This window comes from Gallintestinimicrobium sp. (assembly GCF_046968865.1).
GTDB lineage: Bacteria > Bacillota > Clostridia > Lachnospirales > Lachnospiraceae > Gallintestinimicrobium > Gallintestinimicrobium propionicum.
The window spans coordinates 1-12139 of the sequence record NZ_JBKVPW010000030.1; the positions used below are offsets into that span (position 1 = coordinate 1).

Annotated in this window: 15 protein-coding genes; all 15 read left to right on the forward strand. The window is 50.1% G+C overall.

The features are described from left to right. The first annotated feature begins 143 nt into the window (after nucleotides 1-143). On the forward strand, nucleotides 144-656 hold the full coding sequence (locus ACLTOQ_RS15965) for a Gx transporter family protein (protein ID WP_262584648.1): 513 nt from the start codon (nucleotides 144-146) through the stop codon (nucleotides 654-656). Nucleotides 657-677: 21 nt separating this feature from the next. Next, on the forward strand, nucleotides 678-1292 hold the full coding sequence (gene ruvA / locus ACLTOQ_RS15970; protein ID WP_262584649.1) for a Holliday junction branch migration protein RuvA: 615 nt from the start codon (nucleotides 678-680) through the stop codon (nucleotides 1290-1292). A gap of 99 nt (nucleotides 1293-1391) precedes the next feature. Continuing rightward, nucleotides 1392-2375: a Holliday junction branch migration DNA helicase RuvB gene (ruvB, locus tag ACLTOQ_RS15975; protein WP_117959804.1), complete on the forward strand. Its 984-nt coding sequence runs from the start codon at nucleotides 1392-1394 to the stop codon at nucleotides 2373-2375. Between the two features lie 152 nt (nucleotides 2376-2527). Beyond that, the gene (locus ACLTOQ_RS15980) at nucleotides 2528-2941 is read left to right on the forward strand and encodes a cell division protein ZapA (RefSeq protein ID WP_412279578.1); all 414 of its coding nucleotides are present in this window, start codon (nucleotides 2528-2530) and stop codon (nucleotides 2939-2941) included. A 241-nt stretch (nucleotides 2942-3182) separates the two neighbouring features. Then, nucleotides 3183-5483: a DUF3656 domain-containing U32 family peptidase gene (locus tag ACLTOQ_RS15985; RefSeq protein WP_412319923.1), complete on the forward strand. Its 2301-nt coding sequence runs from the start codon at nucleotides 3183-3185 to the stop codon at nucleotides 5481-5483. Nucleotides 5484-5485: 2 nt separating this feature from the next. Then, nucleotides 5486-6844 (forward strand): FtsW/RodA/SpoVE family cell cycle protein, encoded by a 1359-nt coding sequence (locus ACLTOQ_RS15990; protein ID WP_117959801.1) that lies wholly within the window; start codon nucleotides 5486-5488, stop codon nucleotides 6842-6844. After that, the gene (locus tag ACLTOQ_RS15995) at nucleotides 6795-8252 is read left to right on the forward strand and encodes a peptidoglycan D,D-transpeptidase FtsI family protein (RefSeq protein ID WP_412319925.1); all 1458 of its coding nucleotides are present in this window, start codon (nucleotides 6795-6797) and stop codon (nucleotides 8250-8252) included. Before ACLTOQ_RS15990 ends, ACLTOQ_RS15995 begins: the two co-directional genes overlap by 50 nt. 115 nt (nucleotides 8253-8367) lie before the next feature. After that, nucleotides 8368-8820, forward strand: a complete 453-nt coding sequence (locus ACLTOQ_RS16000) for an NUDIX hydrolase (RefSeq protein ID WP_021916112.1) — start codon at nucleotides 8368-8370, stop codon at nucleotides 8818-8820. 111 nt (nucleotides 8821-8931) lie between these two features. Next, nucleotides 8932-9264: a hypothetical protein gene (locus ACLTOQ_RS16005; protein ID WP_021916113.1), complete on the forward strand. Its 333-nt coding sequence runs from the start codon at nucleotides 8932-8934 to the stop codon at nucleotides 9262-9264. Beyond that, nucleotides 9261-10310, forward strand: a complete 1050-nt coding sequence (locus tag ACLTOQ_RS16010; RefSeq protein WP_412319926.1) for a DUF2953 domain-containing protein — start codon at nucleotides 9261-9263, stop codon at nucleotides 10308-10310. Before ACLTOQ_RS16005 ends, ACLTOQ_RS16010 begins: the two co-directional genes overlap by 4 nt. Before the next feature lies 1 nt (nucleotide 10311). Beyond that, on the forward strand, nucleotides 10312-10734 hold the full coding sequence (locus tag ACLTOQ_RS16015; RefSeq protein ID WP_021916115.1) for a GerW family sporulation protein: 423 nt from the start codon (nucleotides 10312-10314) through the stop codon (nucleotides 10732-10734). A gap of 149 nt (nucleotides 10735-10883) precedes the next feature. After that, entirely contained in the window at nucleotides 10884-11516 is a 633-nt protein-coding gene (locus ACLTOQ_RS16020; RefSeq protein WP_412319927.1) for a hypothetical protein, read from the forward strand. 92 nt (nucleotides 11517-11608) lie between these two features. Next, nucleotides 11609-11752, forward strand: a complete 144-nt coding sequence (locus tag ACLTOQ_RS16025) for a hypothetical protein (protein ID WP_021916117.1) — start codon at nucleotides 11609-11611, stop codon at nucleotides 11750-11752. 115 nt (nucleotides 11753-11867) lie between these two features. Then, nucleotides 11868-12107, forward strand: a complete 240-nt coding sequence (locus ACLTOQ_RS16030) for a transposase (protein ID WP_337598556.1) — start codon at nucleotides 11868-11870, stop codon at nucleotides 12105-12107. Next, a partial coding sequence (locus tag ACLTOQ_RS16035) for a helix-turn-helix domain-containing protein (RefSeq protein WP_412319929.1) occupies nucleotides 12091-12139 on the forward strand: 49 nt, incomplete at its 3' end. The genes ACLTOQ_RS16030 and ACLTOQ_RS16035, both read left to right, overlap by 17 nt.

A 12139-nucleotide genomic window follows, 5' to 3' on the forward strand; every position in this document is an offset into this window, starting at 1 on the left:
GAGTGTACAAGAACTTGTGAGTAGCGTATTGTTTACAATCGCCAAAGCATACACATTGAAGCAGTAAGAAGTATCCGCAAGGACTTCAATTTCTCCATGTGTTTGAGTATATTTAAACATATTTTGAGTGGCAGCAAAGCTTCATGAACAGCAACAGTACACGCAATCCTTCCGGAAAAACAGCCTTTCTCGGTGTCATGACCGCGGCGGCACTGATGCTTTCCTATATAGAATCGCTGTTTATCCTTGTCCCGGGCATCCCGGGGATTAAACTGGGATTTGCGAATCTGGCAGTGGTATTGTGTCTGTATCGCTATGGCTGGAAGGAAGCCCTTTTTCTGAATGCGGTTCGGATTGCACTGGCAGCATTTTTGTTCGGGAGTATGTTTACGATGTTATACAGCCTGGCGGGGGCGGCATGTGCGTTTGCTGCGATGGTGCTTGCAAAACGCCTGAAGCTGTTTTCTGTCGTCGGCGTGAGCGTCCTTGGCGGCGTGTGCCATAATCTGGGGCAGCTGGCGGTGGCGGTCGCAGTGCTCGGAGGCAGCTGGGCAGGCTGGTATCTGCCGTGGCTTATGCTGGCAGGCTGCGTGACCGGGATTTTTATTGGCGTGTGCGCAGGGGCGGTCAACCGGGCGCTGCCGCCGCAGAGATAGGATACGGCAGAGGGAGAACACATGATTGCATATTTAAACGGCATACTCGCCGAAATCGAAGAAGAAAATATTGTAATAGAAGTAAACGGTATTGGCTATAATGTCCGAATTCCGGCGGGAATGGCGGGACGGCTTCCCCAGATCGGAGAAGTGGTTAAACTCTATACCTATACAAGCGTCCGGGAGGATGCGATCGGGCTGTATGGATTTTTGAGCCGGGACGACTTAAATATGTACCGGCAGCTGATTACGGTCAGCGGAATCGGGCCAAAGGGCGGTCTTTCGGTGCTCTCTGCGATGAGCGCAGACGAGCTTCGAATGGCAGTGATTTCCCAGGATGCAAAGGCGATTGCAAAAGCGCCCGGCGTTGGGACCAAAACCGCGCAGCGGATTATTTTGGAGTTAAAGGACAAGATTTCGTTAGAGGATACCGCAATGATGCGGGAGGTCAATCAGGTTCCGCAGGGCAGTATGCTGACGGGCAAAAGCCAGGCACAGACAGAAGCGGTAGAGGCACTGACGGCGCTTGGATATTCCCCGTCAGAAGCGCTGCGCGCGGTAAAGGCGGTGCTGCAGGAAACTCCGGATCTGGATGTGGAAGCCCTGTTAAAGGCGGCCCTGAAAAAAATGTTCTAAAAAGAAACCGACAAGCAGGATGTTTTACCTGCGGCAGGCACAAAAGCGCCATGCTTTTTTCACCTGCTGCAGCGTGATCAACGGTAGAATGGAGGCAACATGCCAAGAGTCATCGAGACGAATCTGACGGAGGAAGATAAAAAGATCGAGAAAACATTGCGTCCGCAGTGTCTGGACGATTATATCGGTCAGGAAAAAGCGAAGTCGACCTTAAAAATTTATATCGAAGCGGCAAAGCAACGCCATGATTCGCTGGATCACGTCCTGTTTTACGGACCTCCCGGTCTTGGAAAGACGACGCTAGCGGGGATTATCGCCAACGAAATGGGCGTCAACATGAAGGTAACCAGCGGTCCGGCGATCGAAAAGCCCGGCGAAATGGCTGCAATTCTGAACAATCTGCAGGAGGGTGATCTTCTGTTTGTCGATGAAATTCATCGCTTAAACCGTCAGGTGGAGGAAGTGCTTTACCCTGCAATGGAGGATTTTGCAATCGATATCATGATCGGAAAGGGAAGCACAGCGCGTTCTGTGCGTCTGGACCTGCCGCATTTTACGCTGGTGGGCGCGACGACGAGGGCGGGACTTTTAACAGCGCCGCTTCGGGATCGCTTCGGGATGATCCACCATATGGAATTTTATACGGAGGATGAGCTGAAGCTGATTATCAAGCAGTCGGCAAAGGTTCTGAACGTAAAAATCGAGGATGCGGGGGCGACGGAGCTTGCGCGCAGAAGCCGCGGGACGCCGCGTCTGGCAAACCGGATTTTGAAGCGGGTGCGCGATTTTGCGCAGGTCAAATATAACGGCGTGATTACGGAAACGGTGGCGCACACCGCCCTCGACCTGATGGATGTGGATACGCTCGGTCTGGATCGGGTGGATCGAAACATTCTTGTGACGATCATCGAAAAGTTTGGCGGCGGTCCGGTCGGACTGGACACGCTGGCAGCGTCGATCGGAGAGGATGCCGGTACGATCGAGGATGTTTATGAACCGTATCTTTTGATGAAAGGACTGATTGACCGCACGCCGCGCGGACGAGTTGCGACGCAGATTGCTTATACACATCTGGGACTTTAACGCTTGCAATTGGTGCTTTTTGCCCTTATAATGAAAAAGAATCGAACAGCGTTTTTTGAGTTCTGGCAACAGAGTGCGTACAAAATGTAGATGCTGTTGCTGACAGCGCTGTTCAGAAAGCGCGGATACGCGATACGAAAGGGTAGACAGTCATGGCGGTCAAGACAGATACAGAAGTGATCATCGGAGGCAGGGTGCTGACGCTCAGCGGCTACGAAAGCGAAGAATACCTGCAGAAGGTGGCTTCTTATATCAATAATAAACTGGCAGAATACAACCGGGTGGAAAGCTTTCGCCGTCAGCCGGCGGATATCCAGAACATTTTAGTGGAATTGAACATTGCGGACGATTATTTTAAGGCGAAAAAGCAGATCGAGGAGCTGGAGGAAGAAGCAGCTTCCAAGGAAAAAGAACTGTATGACTTAAAGCACGAGCTGATCGCTTCCCAGATCAAGCTGGATAATACGGAAAAAAGCCTGCGGACGCTGCAGCAGGATCAGCAGGAAAGTTCCAGACAGATCGTGCGCCTGGAAACCGAGATCCGCGGAATGAAGGATAAAAAGTGACAGAACACATGTTCTGCGATTGTTCTATTGTCTTGAATTAAAGGAAACAGACGGTCAGGCTGTCAGCGATGACAGCCTGTTTCTTTATCGTATTGGAAACTTGTTTCCAATACGATAAAGACGCTCCGCGGAGATCGCACTGCGGCGGAATGGAAGAATGTCGCTTGCGCGACCCGCCGCAGGCGGAGAATGTGCCTCGGCACATTCTGAATCATATTTTCTTTATCAATGGAGGAAGAGGATGGAAGAATACAGAGGCGAGCTTTTGGCTCCTGCCGGAACTATGGACTGCTTAAAGGCAGCGATTGCAGCGGGTGCGGACGCCGTGTATCTGGGTGGACAGCGGTTCGGTGCGCGGGCGTTTGCCGGAAACTTTTCCAGGGAAGAGCTGTTAGAGGGACTTTCCCTCGCCCATCTGTGGAATCGGAAAATCTATTTAACTGTCAATACGCTGACAAAGCAGGACGAGCTTTCAGGACTTTGCGACTGGATCGCACCGTTTTATGAGGCGGGGCTGGACGGCGTCATCGTTCAGGATATGGGTGTTTTGGAGAAGCTGCGTAAAAATTTTCCCGGCATGGAGCTGCATGCCAGCACGCAGATGACGGTGACGGAGAGCAGAAGTGCCCTGTTTTTAAAATCGTTGGGTGTCTGTCGGATTGTCCCGGCGAGGGAATTGAGCCTGGAAGAAATTCGCCTGTTAAAAGAGCAGACCGGTCTGGCAATGGAAGTATTTATCCATGGAGCCTTGTGCTATTGCTATTCCGGACAGTGCCTGTTTTCAAGCTTTCTGGGCGGAAGAAGCGGAAACCGGGGACGCTGTGCGCAGCCATGCAGACAGCCCTATACGGTGCTTGAACAGGAAGCAGGAGGGGGCAGGATGGGCGGAAAAAGTCAGCAAAAACCTCCGGCATATCCGCTGAGCTTAAAAGATCTCTGTGTGCTGCCGTTTTTACCGGAGTTGATGGATGCAAAAATCGATTCCTTTAAAATAGAAGGGCGGATGAAGAGCCCGGAATATGTTGCCGGCGTTACTGCAATCTACCGCAAATATATGGATTTGTATCTGACAGATCGGGAGCATTGGCAAATCGATCCGAAGGATCAGGAGCTTTTGGCAAAGCTCTACGTTCGTTCGGAAACCGGCGGCGGATATTATCACAGGCATAACGGCAGAGAAATGCTGACGTTGGAAAAACCCGGATATCTGGCATGTCCACAGGAAATTTTGGAACGGGTGCATGGGATGATGGAGGATGGCAAGCTGCAAAAGCCAGTCAGCTTCCATGCGGCAATCCGTCCGGGCGAGCCGATCAATTTAACAGCGTCCTGCGAAGGCATTTCGGTTCAAAAAGAAGGCACAGTCGCACAGCCGGCACAGAAGCACCCACTGGCAGAGGATGATGTCGTCAAGCAGCTCAAAAAGACCGGCGGCTCATTCTACGGGGCAGATGATATTTCCGTAGAGCTGGACGGAGACAGCTTTGTCCCGGTTTCTGCGCTCAACGAGCTGCGTCGGGAAACGCTGGATGCGTTGACGGAGAAACTGCAGGATCGACAAAAAAGAACATATGTTCCGAAATACGGCCGGGAAGCAGAAACAGCGCAGTCCGAGGCCGGCGAATCGACTGCGACTGCAGCAGCTATGCCGCCCCTTCATTATGCGGATACCCAGCGTCCGCAGCCAACTCAATGCTATGTCTCTGTCCTGCAGGCAGAGCAGGCATTTGCCGCGCTGCGCACGACGGGCACAGATCGGTTGTACCTTTCTTCGGATTTGATGGACGATCCGAAAACCGGACAGCTGATGGAACTCGTAAGGAACGTGAAAGCAGACCGTCCCGGATTTGAACTGTTTGTAACGCTTCCGACGATTCTACGCTCGTACAGCGAACCGTATTTAAAACGTCTGTCGGGACAGGTGAAGGCCTATGACGGGCTGGTGGATGGATTTTTGGCGGGCAGCCTTGGTGGAATGTGCTGGGTGACAGAAAAATATCCGGAGAAAAAGCTCTCCCTGCAGCATAGCGTTTATACGTTTAACCGGGAAACCAGGCAACTGTATCAGGACTGTTTTGCACCGGACAGCTACACAGCGCCGTTAGAATTAAACCGCAGGGAGCTGGAAACGCTTCCTCCCCAAAATCAGGAAATGGTGGTTTACGGAAGGGTGCCGATGATGGTCAGTGCCGGATGCGTCAAAAGAAGCCTGGGGGCCTGTCAGATTTCCCATACGCAAAAGCAGCTGTCGCAGGGAATCCCTGCAGCAGCGTTTTCCTGTCGGTTAAAGGATCGCTACAATGTAGAATTTCCCGTATGGGTTAACTGCAGGCACTGCATGAACACGATTTACAATTCTGTGCCGCTTTCCCTGCATCAGTACCTTGCAGAGCAGAAAAGGCGCGGTATCCGTGCAATCCGTCTGGATTTTACGGACGAGACGGCGGAAAAAACGCGGGAAGTGCTCGAATTTTTCAGCGAAGGAAAAGGAACAGCACCGGCGCAGTATACGACCGGACATTATAAAAAAGGAGTACAGTAAGCGTGGCATATACGATTGTGATAGCATCCAGATATCTGATCCCGCTGTTTTTGTATCTGTTTCTTAGCTGTAGCATTTATGCGCTGTTTGTCGGGGACGTTCGCAAACAGTCTGGCGCTGCAGCGCTGCAGATGGTCTTTTTATTTCTGATGCAGTTTACGGCGTGGCTGACCATCGTGATCCGGACGCAGCAAAGTAAATATCTGCTGTTTTATGCTTTTTTACAGATTCTGACGCTGGCGCTGCCGGTGCTGGCGTGGTTTATCTATCCGGGAATCAGCCGGATTGTTATGAATCATATGTGTATGCTTTTCAGTGCGGGGCTGATCGTGCTGACACGACTCGATCTGACAAAGGCGATCAAACAGCTGATTATCGCGGGTGCATCCTTTGTCGTATTTCTGATTGTGCCGTGGATCTTGCGCAAATGCAGGTTTCTGGAAAAACTTGGCTGGATTTATGCCGGAATCGGAATTGCAGCCCTTGGAATCGTGCTGATTTTAGGACAGGTGACGCACGGCTCGAAGCTGTCCTGGTCGATAGGTGGAATTACCTTCCAGCCGTCGGAGTTTGTCAAACTGACGTTCGTATTTTTTCTGGCAGCGGTTCTTTCCGAAAAGACAGGAATCCGGCAGGTGGTCGCAGCTGGAATCGGAGCAACAGCGCATGTGCTGATTCTCGTACTGTCGAAGGATCTGGGCAGCGCGTTGATTCTTTTTATGGTGTATGTGTTTCTGATGACGATTTCTGCACATCAGCCACTGTATCTGGCTGGCGGGCTTGTCGCCGGGGCAGGCGCATCGTTGCTTGCGTACCGGATGTTTTCCCATGTACAGGTGCGCGTGCAGGCGTGGAGAGATCCATGGAGTGTGATTGATAAGCAGGGATATCAGATCGCACAGGCGCTGTTTGCGATGAGCCGCGGAGGACTGTTCGGACTGGGAATCGGAAAAGGCACGCCGCAGGATATTCCATATGTGGAGACGGATTTCATTTTTTCCGCAGTGATTGAAGAGCTGGGTCTGCTCTTTGGAATTGGAATTTTGCTGACAGCGGCAGTGCTGTTTGTCCTGATGATTCGTCTGGCGGGTGGTCTTGCAGACGGATTTTACAGAAATCTTGTAGTAGGATTTGCAATTTTATACCTGTTTCAGACGTTTCTGACTGTCGGCGGCGGAAGCAAATTTATCCCGCTGACCGGTGTGACGCTTCCTCTTGTCAGCTACGGTGGAAGCAGCGTGATGACGACGATCCTGATGTTTGGCGTCATAGAAGGCGTTTTTGTCTTGCGGTATGATGAGGAGCTTCGAATTGAAAAGCAAAGAAGAAAGAAAAAAAGACAAACAGAAGAAACAGAATAAATGGCAGATGAACCGCGAACTCTATCTGTGCAGCCTGCTGATGCTTGCAGTGTTTGCCGGGATGATCTGGTATCTGGCAGATTATGTGTCCTCCAATCAGGAAGCGCTGTTTAACAACAGCTACAATTCCCAGCAGCGCGTCCTCGCCCAGGAAAATACCCGCGGAACGATTTACGCTGGGACGGGAGAGGTGTTGGCACAGACTGTGATCGCAGAGGATGGAACATCAGTTCGGGAGTATCCCTATAAAAATATCTTTGCCCATGTGGTGGGTTACACGGATAAAGGAAAGACGGGGATCGAGGAGCTGGAAAATTATCAGCTGATTCATTCGGATATTTCTGACCGGGAAAAGCTGGATCATGAGCTGGCAGGAGAAAAAAATCCGGGAAACGATGTCTATACAACGCTGGACACCTCCCTGCAGCAGGCGGCGAGCGATGCGCTGGGGTTATACCGCGGTGCGATTGTTGTGACGGAGGTAAAAACGGGAAGAGTGCTCGCAATGGTCAGCAAGCCCGATTACGATCCGAACAAAATCGCAGAAAACTGGGAGACGCTCAGCACCGACAAGGACAAAGCAGCACTCGTAAACCGTGGGACGCAGGGACTGTATCCGCCTGGTTCGACCTTTAAAATCGTGACGGCGCTTGCCTATATTCGCCAAAATCCGGACAGCTGGCAAAATTATCATTATCAGTGTAACGGTGCATATATCAATGGAGACAATAAAATCAACTGCTATCACGGGAGCGTGCATGGCGATGTCAATCTGATGACCTCTTTTGCAAAATCATGCAATGCCTCTTTTGCCAACATTGGTATGTCGATGGATCGGGAAAAATTTGGCGAAACGATCGACGGTCTGCTGTTTAATCAGGAGTTTTCGTTCCCGCTTCCTTATAACCAGACGAAGGTAACGTTAGATCAGGACAGCACGGACGAGGACGTGATTCAGACGTCGATCGGTCAGGGGAAGACGCAGATCACGCCGGTACAGTTAAACCTGATTACGGCGGCGATCGCAAACGGCGGCAAACTGATGCAGCCGATCGTCGTGGATCGGGTGCTGAATGCGGATGGGAAGATACTGGAGAAAAATGAGCCGTCCGTTTATCGGGAGCTGATGTCGGAAAAAGAGGCGGAAGTGATGACTTCCCTGATGGAGGATGTTGTGCAGGAGGGAACCGGCAGAAAGCTAAAGGACCGTTCCTATACGGCTGCCGGAAAGACCGGAAGCGCTGAATTTTCCAGCGATAAGTCCGAATCCCATGCATGGTTTACAGGCTTTGCTCCGGCAGAAAATCCTGAGATTGCGGTGACAGTAATCGTGGAAAGCGCGGGTTCCGGAAGCGATTATGCAGTGCCCCTTGCCAGACAGGTGTTCGATGCATATTTTTCAGACTGACCGGACAATTTTGAATTTTCGGTAAATTCTTTTTGGAGAATAGGACTTGCCCTGTATCCGGATTTAAGGTATACTGAATTCCAGAGTCAGATATCGCCGGACAGGAGGAATTGCAGTGATAGAAGCAACGAGCTGCGGCGGTGTAGTAATTTTTAGGGGGAAGATCCTTCTACTTTATAAAAATTATAAAAATAAATATGAAGGATGGGTACTCCCTAAAGGAACCGTGGAGGAGGGCGAGGAGTTTCAGCAGACCGCGCTCCGTGAGGTTCTGGAGGAAAGCGGTTCCAGAGCTTCCATTATCAAGTATGTGGGCAAAAGCGAATATACCTTCAACGTACCGGAGGATGTCGTGGAGAAAGAAGTTCACTGGTATTTGATGATGGCAGACAGTTATTACAGTAAGCCGCAAAGAGAAGAGTATTTTGTGGACTCCGGATTTTACAAGTATCATGAGGCCTATCATCTTTTGAAATTTGCCAATGAAAAGCAGATTCTCGAAAAAGCCTATCATGAATATCTGGAATTAAAGAAGAGCAATCTCTGGGGCAGCCACAAATACTATTAAGCGGACGGAAATTATCTGTTTAGGCCGGTCAATCTGACCGGCTATTTTCAAAAAATATGCTTATGAGTGCAATTTGGGGGCATTCTAGGAACAGGAGAGTGTTGCCAGTTCATGAAATTTTACCGCAGGCTGTATGTGGGGCCGTCAATCCGCAATGTAAATAAAATAAAATGGAAGCTTCTGACCGGGAGAGGACAGCTTGGCATCTATCTGATCAGCCTGTCCCGCACTTCAGATCAGCTGGACATTTTCCACTGCGCGCTGTTAAAACAAAAATATTTTGACAAAAAGGCACTGCAGGTTGTCGGCATTGCAGAGGGGCGGGAGGAAGCGATTTTTCTTGTGCAGCAGATGCTGCAGGATACGATGGACGCCGGAATGGAAGCGGATATCAAGGGATATCTGCAAAAGACCTTTACCTCCGGGAAAGGAGGCGGCGGATGACAGTACTTCTGACAATATTAAAAGTAATTGGATGGATTTTGCTTGGAATCCTCGGACTGATCTTGCTGACAGTTCTGACCGTTTTGCTCGTCCCGATCCGATATCGGGCGGACGGCGTCTGGAAGGAGGAAAAATACATCCGGGGTCGCGTGACATGGCTGTTACATCTGCTGTCTATCCGTGTCACATATGAAAAAGAACTGCTTTTGGAAGTCCGCGTGGCGGGATTTTTAATTTATCCGAAAAAAGAACGATCTGGGAAAAGGAAAAAAGCGGCATCCGGGGCGGACGCAGAGGAAGGTGTAGGCGACGCCGACGTGGATACGAATGTGCTGGATGCGGACGGAGCGAAAATGCCGTCTGCGGACGTAAAAACGCTGGGCGAGAGCGCGCCTGCTGCCGGTACGACTGACGAACCGCAGACACAAACTGTCGCGGAAGCATCTGAACCGCAGTCAGCAGACCCGCGTGGCTCGGCTACGACTAGGATGCCTGATGTCGAATCACAGTCAACTGACCCGAACGAAACGTCTGCTTCGGAGGCTGACGCGCAAGCTACCGATTCGGACGCTGCGCCCGAACATCCTGCCGGCAGCTTTTTTGAAAAGCTTTCCGGTAAGCTTTCGCAGGTCACAGACCGACTGCGCGGAATGCAGCAAAAGACCGACCAGCTCAAACAACAGACTGCCTATTATAAAAGAATCTGGGATCAGCCGCAGACACGGCAGGCGATCCGGGTTGGATTTTACGAGCTGGGAGAAATTATCAGACATGTACTGCCGCGAAAGCTGGAGGTTTTTGGAATCGTCGGGACAGGCGATCCGGCTTCTACCGGACAGATCATGGCGATACAGGGAATGCTGTATCCCTGGCATAAAGGAAATATCCGGCTGGAACCGGATTTTGAAGAGAAATATATCGAAGGAGAACTTCACCTCAAAGGCATAATCCGGCTTGGAACCCTCGGAATCTGCGGACTGAGGATTTTACTCAATAAAAATGTCAGACGACTGATCAGAATACTGCGCAAGAAGGAGGAAGCATAGCATGGCAGAAAATAAAGACAACAATATTACTTCTGTAATGGAAGCCTTGGTGAAAGGGGCAGAATCCGTTTTCACAACGAAAACCGTAGTTGGAGAAGCAACAAAGATTGATGATACGATCATTATCCCGCTTGTGGATGTATCGTTTGGAATCGGTGCGGGCGCAAGCTGCGGAGCGGGTAAGGACTCCCGCAAAAACGGCGGCATGGGCGGTATGAGCGGCAAGATGTCCCCCAGCGCGGTGCTTCTGATTAAAAACGGACAGACACGTCTGGTCAACATCAAGAATCAGGACAGCGTCAGCAAGGTAATCGACATGATTCCTGACCTGGTAGATCGCTTTACGACGCCTAAACAGGAAATGATGAGCGATGAGGAAGCGGTTGATGCAGCGTTCCCGGAAGAAGACGGAAACGAAGCATAAATTTAAAATGATGAAGATTGCGAGAGTGCAAAGCGCGTAGCAATCTGGTATCAAAGGATAGCGAAACATGTGACAGGGGCGGTCTGGTTGGATTTGTCCCTGTTTTGCTTTTTGAAGAAAGCTTGAGGGCAGGAAGGATGAAAAAAAGGATGAAACGATTCAAAAACAGGAGGACAACTTCGGCTGCCGCGATACTGTGTATGGCAGCTTTGCTTTTTGCTGTTTTGCTGGCGGGATGCTCTGTACAGAAAGAAACGGAGGCTTCCGGTGACCAACAGCAGGAAACCTGGTCGGAAGAAATGGAAAATAGCACAGCTTTTTCAGAGGAGCCGGATGATACAGATACTATCGGAAATGCGGATAATCCGGAGGATACAGGCGATATCGGGAATCCGGAAAACCCGGAGGATACGTCTACAGCCCTGACGCTTCCGATTTTGGATGAAATCAATTCTAAGGTTCAGATTGGGACATCGGGTTCGTCTCTGATAGCGGTGCAGGCAGCAGTAAAGCTGTTGGAGTGGGGCGAACATACCGGTCTGGATCCGGAAGAAATCCGGGAGGCGGCTTCTGCATGGCTTTCGGAGCAAACGGACAGTGACAGGGAGGAAGCTCTGTTAAAGCTGGAAATGGTAGACGACGCTTATCAAAGGCTCTTAAAAGAAGATGCGCGGGAACTGCTGGATACTGCGGGATGTGCGGATACGGAGATTTTCTGGGGAAGCGAGCCTGTGGAGCCGGTTGAGGCAATTATGCAGGCAGCCGGACTGCGAAAGGACTAAGCCGTTGATGCTTGCGCAGATTTTTAATCAAAGAACGCCAGCCCGTGCATAGACTAAATAATATAAGATATTTTGCAGGGATTGATGCGTTTATGATCCGACTGGTTGCGTTTGCAATATTCTGGACAGCGATGGGAATGTTTCTGATGCTGTGCTTTCGGTATCGCTTTTTGGGCGTTGTGTTTGCACTGATCTTGCTGGCGGTCAGCTATCTGATTTTAAGCTGCGATCAGTGACGGATTTTGGCAAAAAACGTCAGTCGGGCGTTTGAAATAAGGCTACCGCAATCCCACTGGCTTTAGACGGTGGGTTAAGGTAGCTAAAAATCAGAAATTATTGTATGCTCATGGTATGGGAACATGGAAATCTAAAAACAGACATAAATACTTATTACAATATCACATTATTTTCGTCTGCAAATATAGGAAGAAATTACTGGTTTCGAGACAGATATCAGATGATATAAAGCAGTTTTCATATGAGATATGTCAAAGGCACAGTGTTATTATCAGATATATGGAAACGGATAAAGACCATATTCAAAAATCAAGGTTGAGAAAGAGGGTGACAGTGGATGTTAAAGGCATATAAATACAGAATATACCCTAATAATGAGCAGAAAA